Here is a 14,623-nt window from a genome sequence, read left to right as displayed (position 1 = left end):
TGTCGCAATCCACACCAGGCCAGAAGGCCCTCACCCATTTCAAGATCGATCAGCCGTGAGCCCTGTCACCGTCCACAACCTCCCAGGACAGAACACCTAGGACGCCCGCCAGGTGAGGTGCAGTTCCTCGGGTGAGCGGTGGATCAGCGTCGGCCGCATGGTGACCGGACGCCCCCGCGTGAGCCGCAGATCCGGCAGGCGGCGCGTCAACTCCTCCACTGTGATGCGGAGTTGTTCGCGGGCGAGCTGGGCGCCGACGCAGGCGTGGGCGCCGAAGCCGAAGGCGAGATGGCGGGCGGGGGCGGTGCGGGTGATGTCGAACGTGTCGGGGCGGGGGTGCCGCGAGGCATCCCGGTTGGCCGCGCCGAACGCGACGAACAGCTCCGCCCCGGCCGGGAGTTCGGTACCGGCGAGGGTGACCGGGCGGGTGGCCACCCGCCGGAAGCCCTGGAGTGCCCCGTCGTGGCGGGCGGCCTCCTCCACGGCCGCCGGGATCAGGTCCGGTCGCTCACAGAGCAGTTCCCACTGGCGGCGGTGGCCGAGCAGATGCAGGACGGTGGTGCCGATCAGCGCGGTGGTGGTCAGGTGCCCGGCGATCAACAGGTTCTGGAGGTGGGCGACGGCCTCGTGACGCTGTTCCAGGGGGAGTTCGGCGTGGCCGGGTTCGGCCACGGAGGCGACGATGTCCGTGGCCAGGTCCTCGCGGGGATGCGTGTAGCGGTCGAGGACGTGCTGCATGGCGACGACGTCCTCCGCGGCGGCGACCTGTCCGGCCTCCGGCAGCGGCCGGAACAGCAACTCCTCGGCACGTCGGCCGCCGTGCACGACGAGGGGCACGTCGGCGGGGTCGAGGCCGACGATCCGGCCGATGACCTCGCCGGGCAGCCGAGTGGCGTAGGCCGACATCAGCTCCACCCGGCCCTCCGTCACGAACCCGTCGACGAGGGCGGCGGCGCGCTCCCGGGCGTACGGTACGGCCGCCGCGATCCGGGCCGGTGACAGCGCGCGCAGCAGCGGGGCGCGCAGCAGCTGGTGGCGTTCGCCGTCCGAGGTGACCACGACGGGGCGGCCGCCGAAGCCGCCGCCGAGCACGGCGAGCGCGGCGGGCGCGGGCATGACGTCCGGCCGTAACGCGTTCGCCGACGAGAACTCCCCGGTCCGGCGCAGCACTTCGCGGACGTCTTCGTCCCGGGCCACCAGCCAAGCGTCCAGTTCGGGCACCCACACCAGCCCCTGCGCCGCCCGCGCCCGCGTGTACAGCGGATAAGGATCGCGCATCAAGTCGTCGAGCCTGTCGTGCCTGTCGTGCAGTTCGCGTTCCATGAGACGCCCCCCGGGACGACGACGGCGGTACGGACCGCGCTCATGGTGCCGTACCGCCGTGCGGCCGCGACAGGGCCGGGCGGAGCGGAGCCCGGGGCCCGGGGCCCGGTCAGGCGGCGGCCGACCATCCCCCGCGGGCCGGCTGCAACAGGTCAACGGTGAAGCGCGTCCCGCGCCGGCCGGTTTCCCTAACATCGTGGCGTGGTCAACTTCCTCCTTCAGCGGACGGCTCCGCTGCCGATCGACGAGGCGTGGCGCCGGCTCACGCAGTGGTCCCGGCATGCCGACGTGGTCCCGCTGACCCGGGTCACCGTGCTCACCGATCCCCCGACCCGCGCGGGCACGGTCTTCGTGGCCCGTTCCGGGTTCGGGCCGCTGGCGTTCGACGATCCCATGGAGGTGACCGTCTGGGAGCCCCCGCAGGACGGCGGTTCCGGCCGCTGCCGCCTGGTCAAGCGCGGCCGGGTGGTGCTCGGCTGGGCCGAACTGGAGGTGCACCCCGGCCCCGGCGGCCGTACCCGGGTGGTCTGGCACGAGGAGCTGCGGATCCGGGGGCTGCCCTCGGTCTTCGACCCGCTGGTGCGCCGGACGTCCCGGGCCGTCTTCGGACGGGCGGTCAACTCGCTGCTCCGGCGGCCCTGACGCCGGCGGGAGGAAGCGCCCGGTGTGCTGACCCGATCCGCCGCGCCGGGGCCGGCGAAGACGTCGCGTCGTGGTGGATCGGGGTGTGCGCGCCGGTCAGGGAGACCCCACTGCCTCCTCTGCGGTTCGCGACGATCTCGGCCGCGATCGACAGCGCGGTCTCCTCGGGCGTACGGGCGCCGAGGTCGAGGCCGATGGGCGAGCGGAGACGGGCCAGCTCAAGCTCGGTGACGCCGGCCTCGCGCAGGCGTTCCTCGCGGTCCAGGTGGGTGCGGCGGGAGCCCATCGCGCCGACGTAGGCCACCGGGAGGCGGAGGGCGAGCCGGAGCAGCGGGACGTCGAACTTGGCGTCGTGGGTGAGGACGCACAGGACGGTGCGGCCGTCGACCTGGGTGCGGTCCAGGTACCTGTGGGGCCAGTCGACGACGATCTCGTCGGCCTCCGGGAAACGGGACGTGGTGGCGAAGACGGGGCGCGCGTCGCACACCGTCACGTGGTAGTTCAGGAACTTGCCGACGCGGACCAGGGCGGACGCGAAGTCGATCGCGCCGAAGACGATCATCCGGGGCGGGGGGACGGACGACTCGACCAGCACCGTGAGCGGTGCTCCGCACCTGGAGCCCTGCTCTCCGATCTCCAGGGTGCCGGTGCGGCCCGCGTCCAGGAAGGCGGCCGCCTCGGCGGCGACCGTACGGTCCAGCTCGGGATGGGCGCCGAAGCCGCCCTCGTGGGAGCCGTCGGCGTCCACCAGGAGGGCGCGGCCCAGCAGCTCGGCCGGTCCGGTGACGATCCGCGTGAGGGCCGCCGCCTCGCCGCGCGCGACGGCGGCCAGCGCGGCCGCGGCCACCGGCCGGGCGGGGTCGGCCGCCCGTACCGGGGTCACGAGGACGTCGATGACGCCGCCGCAGGTCAGGCCGACGGCGAAGGCGTCCTCGTCGCTGTACCCGAAGCGCTCCAGGACGGTCTCCCCGTCCTCCAGCGCCTGCCGGCACAGCTCGTACACGGCGCCCTCCACACAGCCGCCGGAGACCGACCCGACGGCGGTGCCCTCGGCGTCCACCGCGAGCGCGGCGCCGGGCTGCCGCGGGGCACTGCCGCCGACCGCCACCACCGTGGCCACGGCGAAGTCACGCCCGTCGGCGATCCACCGGTTCAGCTCGTCGGCGATGTCCAGCATTTCCGGTTCTCCTCGGCATCTCGGGGGCAGGCGCCCGGTCAGGGGCCCGGGACCGTGTTCGGGTGCGGCTCCGCCGCGTGGGCGCGACCAGCCGCGACGGACCCGCGCACGGCCACCGGCCCGTCACGGCTCTCCCGGCCGAGCGCCTGGTGGACGCCCAGCCAGCTCTCGATCGGATGGATGGCGAAATAGACCAGGAAGATCCCTGTCAGCCCCACATGAACGCCGCGGCTTCCCGCGCCCTGCCCTGAGCTGCCTTGATGGCCGCGCAGGAGATGGCACCGGCGGCCACGCCGGTGGTGATGGTGCAGGTGAACGGCGTCAGGACGACCGTCAGGAACAGGTGAGGGCCGCCGCGAGCGCCGTCGCGGTGGTCAGCGCCTGCCGGCCGGGCGTGTCCCCGGCCGCGTCCTTGCCGGACAGGATCGCGTGCGGGGTTGGCGCCGGGGAGTCGAGCAGCTGTCGCCCGGCGCCGGGATGCCGTCGCGGCATGGCCGCGAGCGGCGGCCACGCCCTCGTCATGCGGTGCCCGTCAGATGTTCCGGGCGTACCGGCGTGCGGTTGAGCTCCAGCCCGGTCGCGTTCCGGATCGCCGCGAGGACGGCCGGAGTCGAGGACAGGGTCGGGGCCTCGCCGATGCCGCGGAGCCCGTACGGCGCGTGGTCGTCGGCGAGTTCGAGGACGTCGACCGGGATGGTCGGCGTGTCGAGGATGGTCGGGATCAGGTAGTCCGTGAAGGACGGGTTCCTGACCTTCGCGGTCTTCGGGTCGACGATGATCTCCTCCATCACCGCGATGCCCAGGCCCTGGGTGGTGCCGCCCTGGATCTGGCCGACGACGGAGAGCGGGTTGAGCGCCTTGCCGACGTCCTGGGCGCAGGCCAGCTCGATCACCTTGACCAGACCCAGTTCGGTGTCCACCTCGACGACAGCGCGGTGGGCGGCGAAGCTGTACTGGACATGGCCGTTGCCCTGCCCGGTGCGCAGGTCGAACGGCACGGTCGGCCGGTGCCGCCACTCCGCCTCGACCTCCACCGCCTCGTCGCCGAGGACGTCCACCAGGTCGGCGAGCACCTCGCCGCCGTCGGTGACGACCTTGCCGCCCTCCAGGAGCAGCTCGGCGGCGGCCCAGGCGGGATGGTACGTACCGAACTTGCGGCGGCCCAGTTCCAGTACCTTCTCCCGGACCAGCTCGCAGGAGTTCTTCACGGCGCCGCCGGTGACGTACGTCTGCCGGGAGGCCGAGGTCGAACCCGCCGAGCCCACCCGGGTGTCGGCCGGATGGATGGTCACCTGCGCCACGCCGAGCTCGGTGCGGGCGATCTGCGCGTGGACGGTCACCCCGCCCTGCCCGACCTCCGCCATCGCGGTGTGCACGACGGCGACCGGCTCGCCGCCGACGGCCTCCATGCGCACCCGCGCGGTCGAGTAGTCGTCGAAGCCCTCGGAGAAGCCGACGTTCTTGATGCCGACCGCGTAGCCGATGCCGCGTACGACGCCTTCGCCGTGGGAGGTGTTGGACAGACCGCCGGGCAGCTGCCGTACGTCCACGCCCTCGCTGCTCTCCCACTGGCGCTCGGGCGGCAGCGGCATCGCCTCGACCCGGCGCAGGAGTTCGGCGACGGGCGCCGGGGAGTCGACCGGCTGCCCGGTCGGCATGAGGGTGCCCTGCTCCATGGCGTTCAGCGTCCTGAACGCCACCGGGTCCATGCCCAGTCGCCGGGCCACCTTGTCCATCTGCGCCTCGTAGGCGAAGCACGCCTGGACCGCGCCGAAGCCGCGCATCGCGCCGCAGGGCGGGTTGTTGGTGTACAGGGCGATGGCCTCGATGTCGACGTCGTCGACGGCGTACGGCCCGATGCCGAGCGAGGAGGCGTTGCCGACGACCGCCGGGGAGGCGGAGGCGTAGGCGCCGCCGTCGAGCACGATCCGGCACTTGACGTGCGTCAGCTTGCCTTCGCTCGTCGCCCCGTGCTCGTAGTAGAGGCGGGCCGGGTGGCGGTGGACGTGGCCGAAGAAGGACTCGAAGCGGTTGTAGACGATCTTCACCGGCCTGCCGGTGCGCAGGGCCAGCAGGCAGGCGTGGATCTGCATCGACAGGTCCTCGCGGCCGCCGAACGCGCCGCCGACGCCGGCCAGTGTCATCCGCACCTTGTCCTCGGGCAGACCGAGCACCGGGGCGATCTGGCGCAGGTCGCTGTGCAGCCACTGCGTGGCGATGTAGAGGTGGACGCCGCCGTCCTCCTCGGGCACCGCGAGGCCGGACTCGGGGCCGAGGAAGGCCTGGTCCTGCATGCCGAAGTAGTACTCGCCCTTGACGATGACGTCCGCGCGCTTCGCGGCCTCGTCGGCGTCGCCGCGGATGATCGGCTGGCGGTGCAGGATGTTCGGGTGCGGGACGTGGCTGATGTGGTGGTCGACGCGGTTCTCGTGGACGAGGACCGCGCCGGGCGCGGTGGCCGAGGCCTCGTCGGTGATGACCGGCAGCTCGCGGTACTCGACCTTGATCTTCGCGGCGGCGCGGCGGGCCGTCTCCGGGTGGTCGGCGGCGACGATCGCGACCGGTTCGCCGTGGTGGCGCACCTTGCCGTGCGCGAGGACCGGGGTGTCCTGGATCTCCAGGCCGTAGTTCCGCACCTCGGTGGGCAGGTCGTCGTACGTCATGACGGCGTGGACGCCGGGCTGGGCGAGGGCCTCGCTGGTGTCGATCGACACGATCTCGGCGTGCGCGACCGTGGAGCGCAGGATCTGGCCCCAGAGCATGTCCTCGTGCCACATGTCGGAGGAGTACGCGAACTCGCCGGTGACCTTGAGGGTGCCGTCCGGGCGGAGCGTGGACTCGCCGATGCCGCCCTTGGTCTGGGAGCCCTGGGTGACCTTGGTGGGAGTGTCGAGGGGGGCGCTGTCGGAGGGCATCCGGCTCAGACCCCCTCTCCCTGCCGGGCGGCCGCGAGGCGGACCGCGTCCATGATCTTCTCGTAGCCGGTGCAGCGGCACAGGTTGCCCGAGAGCGCCTCGCGGATGTCCGCGTCGGTCGGGTCGGGGTTGCGCTCCAGCATCTCGTCGGCGGCGACCAGCAGCCCCGGGGTGCAGAAGCCGCACTGGACGGCGCCGGCGTCGATGAACGCCTGCTGGACGGGAGAGAGCGCCGCGTGCGGGGATGAGCCGGTGCCTTCGCCGGCCCCTCCGCCGGCCTGGGAGTCCCGGCCCCCGGCGGCCCACGCCTTCGCCTCGTCGGGCGAGGTCCCGCGGGAATCGCCGCCGGCCCGCTGCCTGGCGTAGTCCGCCAGCCCCTCGACCGTGACCACCTCGCGCCCCTCGACCTGTCCGGCCGCGACCAGACACGAGCACACCGGTACGCCGTCCAGCCGGACGGTGCAGGACCCGCACTCCCCCTGTTCGCAGGCGTTCTTGGAGCCGGGCAGGCCGAGGCGCTCGCGCAGGACGTACAGCAGGGACTCGCCCTCCCAGACGTCGTCGGCTTCCTGCGGGCGTCCGTTGACGGTGAAGTTGACGCGCATCAGGCGACAATCCCCTTCTGCTCAGTGGTGCCGCGGTACGAATCCCAGGTCCAGGTGAGCGTCCGGCGGGCCATCACGCCGACCGCGTGGCGGCGGTAGCCCGCGGTGCCCCGGACGTCGTCGATCGGGTTGCAGGCGGCGGCGCACAGGTCAGCGAACTGCTTGAGGACCGACGGGGTGAGGGCCTTTCCGCTGTCCCACCAGCGGCCCTCGTCGAGCGCCGCGTTCAGGAAGTCCTCGGCGGTCCTGGCGCGCACCGGCGTCGGAGCGGCCGAGCCGATCCCGGTCCGCACGGTCCGCGTCTCGGGGTGCAGGGCGAGCCCGAAGGCGCACACGGCGATCACCATGGCGTTGCGCGTTCCCACCTTCGAGTACTGCTGCGGGCCGTCGGCCTTCTTCACACGCACCGCGCGGATCAGCTCGTCGGGGGCGAGGGCGTTGCGTTTCACGCCGGTGTAGAAGTCGTCGACGGGGATGAGCCGGGTGCCGCGCACCGAATCGGCCTCGACCTCGGCGCCCGCCGCGAGCAGCGCGGGGTGGGCGTCGCCGGCCGGGGATGCGGTGCCGAGGTTGCCGCCGACGCCGCCGCGGTTGCGGATCTGCGGGGAGGCGACGGTGTGCGAGGCGAGGGCCAGGCCGGGCAGCTCGGTGCGCAGGTGCTCCATGATCCGGGCGTACGGGACGGAGGCGCCGAGGCGGACGCTCTCCTCGCCGACCTCCCATTCGTAGAGATCGCCGATGCGGGTCAGGTCGAGAAGGTACTCGGGCCGGCGGTGGTCGAAGTTGATCTCGACCATCACATCGGTGCCACCCGCGATCGGCACCGCGGTGGGATGCTCGGCCTTGGCGGCGAGCGCCTCATCCCAGCTGGCGGGGCGAAGGAAGTCCATGACCGGCTCTCTTCTCCGTCTCGTCGAGTCTCGTGAGTCGTACGGATCGAGCCAATCCGTGTGCGGCGGGCCCGGCTCGTTCATGTCCTGTTGACGCGGAACGAGGCCAGTACACCGCCCCTTGCTCCAGCGGGGTCAGTCACCGAAACCATGAAGGAGTTGGCTGGCCAGCACGGCCATCTTGTAGATTCGTATGAACGGGGGGCATCAGTAACCTCCTGGTCTTCCCGGGGAAACGCAGGAAACGCCCTGGCAGCCGTCGGTTGTGGCCCGGCAACTCCTGGTGACGGCCCGCGGACCGCCGGTCCGGGCGCCCCACTCATGGCCCTTCAGGATCCATCGTAGATTTCGAGACACAGAACGGCGGCGACAAGATGCGGCTGCGCGCACTGCTGGACACCGACGCGCTGGGCCTGCGGCTGCTCGGCGGCGAGGACGAGCTGGACCGTACCGTGCGCGGGGTCATGACCACCGACCTGCGCGACCCCAGCCGCTACCTGGCCGGCGGCGAGCTGGTGCTGACCGGCCTGGCCTGGCGCCGGGACGCGGCGGACTCCGAGCCGTTCGTACGTCTCCTGGTGCAGGCCGGAGTGGCGGCGCTGGCGGCCGGTGAGGCGGAGCTGGGCGATGTCCCCGAGGACCTGGTCGTGGCCTGTGCGCGGCACCGGCTCCCGCTCTTCGCGGTCCATGAGTCGGTGGCGTTCGCGACGATCACCGAGCATGTCGTACGGCAGGTCAGCGGCGAACGCGCGGGGGACCTGGCGGCCGTCGTGGACCGGCACCGGCGGATGATGACGTCGGGGCCGGCGGGCGGCGGCCCCGACGTGGTCCTCGACCTGCTCGGTTCCGACCTCGACCTGCGCGCGTGGGTGCTGTCCCCGGCCGGCCGTCTGATCGCGGGCTCCAAGGTGTCCGGGCCCGCGCTGCCCGCCGGCGCCTGCGCCGCTCTGGCCGCCGAGCACCTGGCCGCCACCCGCACCGGCCGCCGCGGCCCGCACCGCGCGCTGCTCGGCACCACCACGTACTCGCTGTTCCCGATCCGCTCCCCGCAGGGCGGGCGGGACGTGCGGGAGACGGTGCTGTCGGACTGGCTGCTGGCGGTCGAGGCGGACGCCGGCGACTGGCCCGAGGAGCGGCTCGACCTGTTGCAGGGCGTCACCCAGCTGATCGCCGTGGAGCGCGACCGCCGCGACGCGGCGCGCACGGTGCGGCGCAGGCTCGCCCAGGAGGTCCTGGAACTGGTCCAGACGGGCGCGGCACCGGCCGAGATCGCCGCCCGCCTGCGGGTGGCCGCGCCGGTCCTGCTGCCGGGCCTCGGCGCGGCCCCGCACTGGCAGGTGGTCGTCGCCCGTGTCGAGTGGGACGGCGGGGAGGTGGCGGGCGGCCCGGTCGCCCAGTCCCTGCTGGAGGAGATCCTGGTCGACCCGCTCGCGACCGGCCAGGAGCCCTCCGACCGCATAGCGGTCGCCCACACCGGTGACGAGGCGGTCGCCCTCGTCCCGCTGCCCGCCGTCGCCGCCGAGCAGCACGACGGACCCGCGGCCGGCGTCCACGCCGACGTCCTCCTGGCGGCGGTACGGGACCCGCTGGCGGCGGGCCTGGACGACGACGGCCGGGTCACCGTGGGCGTCAGCGCGGCCGTGCACTCGGCGGAGGGGCTGCGCGGCGCCCTGGAGGAGGCCCGGCACGCCCGCCGGGTGGCCGCCGCCCGCCCCGGCCGGGTCTGCGCGGCCGGCCACCAGGAGCTGGCGTCGCACGTCCTGCTGCTCCCCTTCGTCCCCGACGACGTCCGCCGTGCCTTCACCGCCCGGCTGCTGGACCCGCTCCGGGACTACGACCGCCGCCACCGCGCCGAACTGATCCCCACCCTGGAGGCGTTCCTCGACTGCGACGGCTCCTGGACGCGCTGCGCCACCCGTCTTCACCTGCACGTCAACACGCTGCGCTACCGCGTGGGGAGGATCGAGCAGTTGACGGGCCGGGACCTGTCCCGGCTGGAGGACAAGCTCGATTTCTTCTTGGCGTTGCGGATGAGCTGAGGTCACGCGGGCGTGCGACCGGCTGCCGCCGAGTGCCGTCGCCGTCCCACGACTTTGTGAAATTATTCACCCACCCTCTTGGCCCCGCGCGGTGATCGGTGCTGGAATGCGGCCACCACTTCACTGCTCGACGGCGCGCTAGGGGAGGGAAACGTGGCGTATTCCGCCATGTCTGGGAACGGAACGACCGCTGGTGACGATCCGCTCCAGACCGCGGTATGGCGGCTGCGCTCGCGGGCCTGCTGGGCCGACGCGGCGGCTCTGCTGCCGTCGGACACGCCGGCGTACACCCTGCAGCGGGCGGGGCTGATGGTCGAGCGGTGCCTGTACACCGAGCGGGGCTGGGAGGAGGCCGAGGACGCGCTGCGGACGGCGGAGGCGGCGGCCCGGTCCGACGAGGAGCGGGGGGCGGCCGCCTGCGAGCGCGGCCAACTCGCCTACGCGGCCACGCTGCACGGGGTCCGCGACCGGGCCGACGAGGCGCGGGCCGCGCTCGGCAGGGCGGCGGCGCTGATCCCTCCGGGGGCGCCGGGGCGGGCGCTCCTCGACTTCCGCCGGGGTCTGCTGGCGGAGAACCTCACCAGCTCCCCGCAAGCCGCCCGCGCCGCCTACCGTCGCGCCCACGCCGGCGCCTCGGCCCACGCCGATCCCCTTCTGCTCTCCTCCACCTGGCGACACCTGGCCGGACTTGCGCTGCGGGACGGCGATGTGAGCGAGGCACGGCACGGTTTCGCCGAGTCGCTGCGGATCAGGGAGGAACTGGGCTACCTCGTGGGCACGGCCCCCGCCCTCGCCTCCCTGGCCGACACGGAGTCCGAGCCGGAGGCGTCGCGGTTGCGGGAGGAGGCCGGCCGGCTGTTCCGCCTCCTGGGCGGTGTGCCCACGTGGCTGGCAAGGCAGCTCACCCCACCGTCTCCGGGAGCGGCCACGGCGTGAGGGCCGGGGGCGGGGAGTGTCACTCACCGGCGTTGGCAGGGTGCCTCCCCCAGCCTTCGGCCGGGGGGACCCCCAGCGCCCACCCGTGCCGCCCTGGGGGCACCTCCCAGGTCCTTGAGGCACTGGGGGAGGCACGACTGCCCGCAGTTGGGAAGAACCGGGGACCGCAGCGCCCCGTCAGGGGCGCGGGGCCGTCTCCATGTGCGGCTCCGCCGCGTGGGCGCGAGCGGCCACGGCGTGCCCGCACCCGGCACTCGGTCCGCACCGCTACGGCGGTGCCCCGACACCCACCGCATCGCGATGGCCGGCCCCGGCCGCCACCTCCACGGCGCGCCCCCGCGCACACCCGCCCCGCCCCTCACCCCGCGCCGGTGAAATGCCCGGCCACCAGCCTCCGCACCGCATCCAACTCCCCCGCGACCAACGCCTCCAGCAACGCGGCATGCTCCCCCGCGTCCGACATCAGGTCGGCCCGGCCCCCGCGCAGCGGAACCGCACGGCGGTGCAGGTCCTCCGCGATCTGCACCAACTGCTCGTTGCCCGCCAGGGCCAGCACCGCCCGGTGGAACGCCCGGTCGGCCTCCGCGTACGTCGCCCGGCACCCCGACGCCGCCGCCCGCACCGACTCCTCGGCGAGTGGCCGCAACGCGGCCCACCGCTCGGCCGGCACGCTGCGCGCCAGCCGCAGCATCACCGGCACCTCGATCAGTGCCCGCACCTCGGCCAGTTCCGCGAGTTCGCGGGCGCCCCGCTCGACGACCCGGAACCCGCGGTTGGGCACGACCTCGACCGCGCCTTCCAGGGCCAGCTGCTGCATCGCCTCGCGCACCGGCGTCGCGGACACCCCGAACCGCTCCCCCAGCGCCGGCCCCGAGTACACCTCGCCGGGCGCCAGGTCTCCGCTGACCAGCGCGGTACGCAACGCGTCGAGGATCTGCCCGCGCACGGACGCCCGCTGCACGGCGGGCCGCGGCTGCGGGACCGGCCGCTCGCCGTGCGTGTGCTCGCCGTGCGTGTGCTCGCCGCGCGCGGCCTGCGGGTCGGCGGGGAACCCGGGCGCCTCCCGCGCCGACTCCTCGGACCGCGACCGCGCCGACGCCCTGGCCGTCTCGACGGGAGCCGCGTGCGCGCGCTGGTTCACGGGTCTCCTCCGGGTCATCGGCACTTGGGTCATTAACGGCGGGTTGTTACTTGTCCGTCAAGCACCTTAGGCGCACAAGGCGCTGGTTCAAATTCCCGAAAGGCTAGGTAAGGTAAGGCTTACTTATCTGGCAGTCGGTCCGCAGCCCGCACCCGATCGGTGGTAGCCCATGCCCTCCCCCGTCTCCGCCGCCTACGCACGCCTCGCCGAGGCCTGCCCCGACCTGGTCGTCTCCGAACTGGGCCCGGGCGACGCGGCCCCCCGGGGCGGCGGCTGGGTGGGCGCCGCCGAGCTGGCGGCGGGCGGTGCCGCCCTGGACGCCTTCCTGGCCTGGGACGAGGAGCAGATCCTGCGGGCGGAGGGAAGGCCGGCCCGCCCCGACGTGGTCGCGAGTTTCGGCCTGCACCGCTACGCCTGGGCCGCCTGCCTCCTGATCACCCTCCCCTGGTTCCTGGGCCGCCGGGTCCCCCGCCTCCCCGCGGCCGAGGTGTCGTACGACCGGACGGCGGGCCGGATGGCCGTGCGCGTCACCTCCTTCGCCTGCCTCCCGGGCGACCCGGCGGCGGCGCTGCCCGGCGCGGTGGTCGTCTCCGGCGAGGAGGCGCTGCGCGCCGAGGTGCGGGCGGCCGTCGCCGAGCACCTGGAACCGGTCCTCGGCGGCTTCGGCCCCCGGATGCGGCGGCGCGGCCGCGCCCTGTGGGGCATGGCGACGGACGAGGTCGTCGAGGGGCTCTGGTACATCGCCGGACTGCTCGGGGACGAGGCGCGGGCCGTACGCGAACTCGAACAGCTGCTGCCGGGCGCGACCAGGCCGTACGTCGGCTCGGCCGCGTTCCGGGTGCTGACCGGCCCGGCCGGGGAGCCGCTGCCCACCCGGGACCGGGCGAGCTGCTGCATGTACTACACCCTGCGCCCGGAGGACACCTGCGCCACCTGCCCGCGCACCTGCGACGACGTACGGATCGCCAAACTCACGGCGGCCGCCGCGGCCTGAGGCCGCCTCAGCCCGCTCGGGGCACCCCCGGGGACACGGCACGCCGCGGCATCCACTAGGATCACCGACGGCAAGGTCACTCCTGTGGAGACAGGGAATTCACAACTTCCTCACTCGCCGCAGGAACTTTCCGAGGAACCACCCGTATGGGTAGTCTTAATCGAACTCAACTCCCGCCCCTCATGCGGCAGTTCGAGCAGAATGCCGCCCTGGGGCATCCCCTTGCACTTCCTTGGCGGCCTCTTGCCCCGAAACCCCCTGAGGGCCAGTGGGATTGGGCCACTATGGCGGGCGTTACGCCCTATCCCAATGCAAGGGACCCCTAGATGAGACTGACCGACATATCGCTGAACTGGCTGCTTCCCGGCGCCGTACTGCTCCTGGGCATCCTGGTCGCGGTGGCGGTACTGACGCGCTCCAAGCGGTCCGGCGGGGAGCACGCGAAGGACGACTCGTGGGAGCGCAGCGAGGAGCGCCGCCGGCGCAAGGAGGCCATCTACGCCACCGCCGCCTACGTGCTCCTGTTCTGCTGTGCGGCGGTGTCCGCGGCTCTCTCCTTCCACGGACTGGTCGGCTTCGGCCAGCAGAACCTCAACCTCTCCGGCGGCTGGGAGTACCTGGTCCCGTTCGGCCTGGACGGCGCCGCGATGTTCTGCTCCGTCCTCGCGGTGCGCGAGGCCAGCCACGGTGACGCGGCGCTCGGCTCCCGAATCCTGGTGTGGACCTTCGCCGGCGCGTCCGCCTGGTTCAACTGGGTGCACGCTCCCCGGGGCGGAGGCCACGCCGGCGCTCCCCAGTTCTTCGCCGGCATGTCGCTCTCCGCGGCCGTGCTCTTCGACCGCGCGCTGAAGCAGACCCGCAAGGCCGCCCTGCGTGAGCAGGGCCTGGTGCCGCGCCCGCTGCCGCAGATCCGTATCGTCCGCTGGCTGCGTGCCCCCCGCGAGACCTACAGGGCCTGGTCGCTCATGCTCCTGGAGGGCGTCCGCAGCCTGGACGAGGCGGTCGACGAGGTGCGCGAGGACAAGCGGCAGAACGAGGTGAACCGGATGCGCCGCCGCGAGCAGGACCGCCTGGAGCGGGCCCAGCTCAAGGCCATCAGCCGGGGTCACCGCGGCTTCATCGGACGCGGCCGGCAGGACGAGGTACATCAGGTGGAGCGCGCCTCCCAGCCCACTGCGGAGCCTGCCATATCGGCGCCGGAACAACTGCCCGTACGCCAGCGGCCCTCCCTTCAGCCCGTCCGCAAAGGGTCTGACCCGATCACCGTCGACCTGACCGCGGAGGACGACACAATGGCGCTGCCGCGCCTGGACTCCCTGGAGCGCAAGCTCAAGGACCTTGAGCAGCAGTTCGGCTGACCGGCTGCTGCCTGCCGTACGGCATCTCGGGACGGGGGCGTGACCTTCAGGGTCACGCCCCCGTCCCGTTGCGTATGCGGCCCTGGCCTGGGCCGTCTCGGCGTCAGGCGGCCTCGGCGTCCAGTTCGAACCACACCGACTTCCCGACCTCGTGCGCCTGGACGCCCCACGCGTCGGCGAAGGCGTCCACCAGCACCAGGCCCCGGCCGTGCGTGCCGTCGCCGGTGTCCGGGGCGCACACACGCGGCCTGCGGCCCACGAAGTCCCGCACCTCCACCCGCAGTTGGCTCGGCTCCACGACGGCTGTCAGCACCGCCTCGCGGTCCGTGTGCACCAGAGCGTTGGTGACGAGTTCGCTGGTGAGCAGTTCCGCGATCTCGGAGCGGCCGGGACGCCCCCAGTGCCGCAGCAGTTCCCGCAGTTCCCTGCGCGCCTCGGGCACCGCCCGCAGATCAGCCCGCCCCAGCCGGCGCCTGAACTGCGACGGGTGGCCCCGTTCCGTCGTGTCGGTCTCTTCCCCCGCCGTCTGCGCCGAGGAGGCCCCGATGGCCACGGGACCGCCCCCTCGTGCCTGACTGTTCATGGCCCCCGCCCGCACGCCGT

General features: G+C 73.4%; 13 protein-coding genes and 1 pseudogene. 5 read left to right on the top strand and 9 right to left on the bottom strand.

Translation table 11 applies throughout. The features are described from left to right. Positions 1–96 precede the first annotated feature (96 nt). Positions 97–1,323, bottom strand: coding sequence for a cytochrome P450 (locus AB0P24_RS34095; RefSeq protein WP_365800875.1), 1,227 nt, complete (start codon positions 1,321–1,323; stop codon positions 97–99). A 201-nt stretch (positions 1,324–1,524) separates the two neighbouring features. Between AB0P24_RS34095 and AB0P24_RS34090 the strand changes: the two genes are divergently transcribed. Further along, positions 1,525–1,965, top strand: coding sequence for an SRPBCC family protein (locus AB0P24_RS34090; protein ID WP_365800873.1), 441 nt, complete (start codon positions 1,525–1,527; stop codon positions 1,963–1,965). On the opposite strand, the gene AB0P24_RS34085 is transcribed toward AB0P24_RS34090, so the two are convergent. From AB0P24_RS34085 to AB0P24_RS34060, 6 genes and pseudogenes are all read right to left on the bottom strand, one after another. After that, entirely contained in the window at positions 1,940–3,142 is a 1,203-nt protein-coding gene (locus tag AB0P24_RS34085) for an XdhC/CoxI family protein (protein ID WP_365800871.1), read from the bottom strand. The two genes, AB0P24_RS34090 and AB0P24_RS34085, sit on opposite strands and share 26 nt — an antisense overlap. 149 nt (positions 3,143–3,291) lie before the next feature. Then, positions 3,292–3,482 (bottom strand): annotated as a pseudogene (locus AB0P24_RS34080) (NCS2 family permease); the annotation flags it as partial. Next, positions 3,476–3,664, bottom strand: a complete 189-nt coding sequence (locus AB0P24_RS34075; RefSeq protein ID WP_365800879.1) for a hypothetical protein — start codon at positions 3,662–3,664, stop codon at positions 3,476–3,478. The pseudogene AB0P24_RS34080 and the gene AB0P24_RS34075, both read right to left, overlap by 7 nt. After that, positions 3,661–6,057 carry a molybdopterin cofactor-binding domain-containing protein gene (locus tag AB0P24_RS34070; RefSeq protein ID WP_365800869.1) on the bottom strand — a complete coding sequence of 799 codons (2,397 nt, stop codon included), beginning with the start codon at positions 6,055–6,057 and terminating at the stop codon, positions 3,661–3,663. The genes AB0P24_RS34075 and AB0P24_RS34070 overlap by 4 nt, the downstream gene beginning before the upstream one ends. A gap of 5 nt (positions 6,058–6,062) precedes the next feature. After that, positions 6,063–6,662: a (2Fe-2S)-binding protein gene (locus AB0P24_RS34065; protein WP_365800867.1), complete on the bottom strand. Its 600-nt coding sequence runs from the start codon at positions 6,660–6,662 to the stop codon at positions 6,063–6,065. Then, on the bottom strand, positions 6,662–7,552 hold the full coding sequence (locus tag AB0P24_RS34060; RefSeq protein WP_365800865.1) for a xanthine dehydrogenase family protein subunit M: 891 nt from the start codon (positions 7,550–7,552) through the stop codon (positions 6,662–6,664). Before AB0P24_RS34060 ends, AB0P24_RS34065 begins: the two co-directional genes overlap by 1 nt. A gap of 374 nt (positions 7,553–7,926) precedes the next feature. On the opposite strand from AB0P24_RS34060, the gene AB0P24_RS34055 reads away from it, so the two are divergent. After that, a complete protein-coding gene (locus tag AB0P24_RS34055; protein ID WP_365800863.1) occupies positions 7,927–9,591 on the top strand; it encodes a PucR family transcriptional regulator ligand-binding domain-containing protein in 1,665 nt (554 codons plus the stop codon). 168 nt (positions 9,592–9,759) lie between these two features. Further along, on the top strand, positions 9,760–10,527 hold the full coding sequence (locus AB0P24_RS34050; RefSeq protein WP_365800861.1) for a hypothetical protein: 768 nt from the start codon (positions 9,760–9,762) through the stop codon (positions 10,525–10,527). A 358-nt stretch (positions 10,528–10,885) separates the two neighbouring features. Here the strand turns inward: AB0P24_RS34050 and AB0P24_RS34045 are convergent, their stop codons facing one another. Further along, complete coding sequence (locus tag AB0P24_RS34045; RefSeq protein ID WP_365800859.1) at positions 10,886–11,668, bottom strand: GntR family transcriptional regulator; 783 nt, start codon at positions 11,666–11,668, stop codon at positions 10,886–10,888. A 169-nt stretch (positions 11,669–11,837) separates the two neighbouring features. Here AB0P24_RS34045 and AB0P24_RS34040 point away from each other — a divergent pair, with 169 nt between their 5' ends. Both AB0P24_RS34040 and AB0P24_RS34035 read left to right on the top strand, forming a co-directional pair. Further along, positions 11,838–12,662, top strand: coding sequence for a (2Fe-2S)-binding protein (locus AB0P24_RS34040; RefSeq protein ID WP_365800857.1), 825 nt, complete (start codon positions 11,838–11,840; stop codon positions 12,660–12,662). Between the two features lie 326 nt (positions 12,663–12,988). Next, positions 12,989–14,020 (top strand): DUF2637 domain-containing protein, encoded by a 1,032-nt coding sequence (locus AB0P24_RS34035; RefSeq protein WP_365800855.1) that lies wholly within the window; start codon positions 12,989–12,991, stop codon positions 14,018–14,020. A 103-nt stretch (positions 14,021–14,123) separates the two neighbouring features. Here the strand turns inward: AB0P24_RS34035 and AB0P24_RS34030 are convergent, their stop codons facing one another. Beyond that, positions 14,124–14,573, bottom strand: coding sequence for an ATP-binding protein (locus tag AB0P24_RS34030; protein WP_365800853.1), 450 nt, complete (start codon positions 14,571–14,573; stop codon positions 14,124–14,126). Positions 14,574–14,623 lie beyond the last annotated feature (50 nt).

This window comes from Streptomyces sp. NPDC086519, from assembly GCF_040686075.1.
Classification (GTDB): Bacteria; Actinomycetota; Actinomycetes; order Streptomycetales; family Streptomycetaceae; genus Streptomyces; species Streptomyces shenzhenensis.
This window is presented reverse-complemented; position numbering and strand designations above follow the sequence as displayed.

Bases quoted from the DNA above. Each gene is read 5' to 3' on its own strand.
- AB0P24_RS34095 (WP_365800875.1), bottom strand. From the start codon at position 1,323: ATGGAACGCGAACTGCACGACAGGCACGACAGGCTCGACGACTTGATG.
- AB0P24_RS34085 (WP_365800871.1), bottom strand. From the start codon at position 3,142: ATGCTGGACATCGCCGACGAGCTGAACCGGTGGATCGCCGACGGGCGT.
- AB0P24_RS34075 (WP_365800879.1), bottom strand. From the start codon at position 3,664: ATGACGAGGGCGTGGCCGCCGCTCGCGGCCATGCCGCGACGGCATCCC.
- AB0P24_RS34070 (WP_365800869.1), bottom strand. From the start codon at position 6,057: ATGCCCTCCGACAGCGCCCCCCTCGACACTCCCACCAAGGTCACCCAG.
- AB0P24_RS34065 (WP_365800867.1), bottom strand. From the start codon at position 6,662: ATGCGCGTCAACTTCACCGTCAACGGACGCCCGCAGGAAGCCGACGAC.
- AB0P24_RS34060 (WP_365800865.1), bottom strand. From the start codon at position 7,552: ATGGACTTCCTTCGCCCCGCCAGCTGGGATGAGGCGCTCGCCGCCAAG.
- AB0P24_RS34055 (WP_365800863.1), top strand. From the start codon at position 7,927: ATGCGGCTGCGCGCACTGCTGGACACCGACGCGCTGGGCCTGCGGCTG.
- AB0P24_RS34050 (WP_365800861.1), top strand. From the start codon at position 9,760: ATGTCTGGGAACGGAACGACCGCTGGTGACGATCCGCTCCAGACCGCG.
- AB0P24_RS34040 (WP_365800857.1), top strand. From the start codon at position 11,838: ATGCCCTCCCCCGTCTCCGCCGCCTACGCACGCCTCGCCGAGGCCTGC.
- AB0P24_RS34035 (WP_365800855.1), top strand. From the start codon at position 12,989: ATGAGACTGACCGACATATCGCTGAACTGGCTGCTTCCCGGCGCCGTA.